The sequence below is a fragment of the Pseudomonas sp. SIMBA_067 genome (assembly GCF_046534675.1).
In the GTDB taxonomy this organism is placed as follows: Bacteria; Pseudomonadota; Gammaproteobacteria; order Pseudomonadales; family Pseudomonadaceae; genus Aquipseudomonas; species Aquipseudomonas putida.
The window spans coordinates 1-252 of the sequence record NZ_JAWRYH010000911.1 but is presented as its reverse complement, the minus strand read 5'-3'; the positions used below and the strand labels follow the sequence as shown (position 1 = coordinate 252).

The 252-nt window shown below is 37.3% G+C and carries 1 protein-coding gene; it reads right to left on the bottom strand.

The window, feature by feature from the left end; genetic code table 11:
* Positions 1-56: 56 nt before the first annotated feature.
* Positions 57-252 (bottom strand): hypothetical protein (locus SB765_RS31860; protein ID WP_410932788.1); only part of this gene is annotated, 196 nt, incomplete at its 5' end.

Below are 252 nucleotides of genomic sequence, written 5' to 3'. Positions count from 1 at the left end.
CCCGTTCATTTTGTCTATTTTTTGCACAAACATGAAATATCAGACAATTCCGTGACTTAAGAAAATTTATACAAATCAGCAATATACCCCTTAAGGAGTATATAAAGGTGAATTTGATTTACATCAATAAGCGGGGTTGCTGAATCGTTAAGGTAGGCGGTAATAGAAAAGAAATCGAGGCAAAAATGAGCAAAGTCAGACTCGCAATTATCGGTAACGGTATGGTCGGCCATCGCTTTATCGAAGATCTTC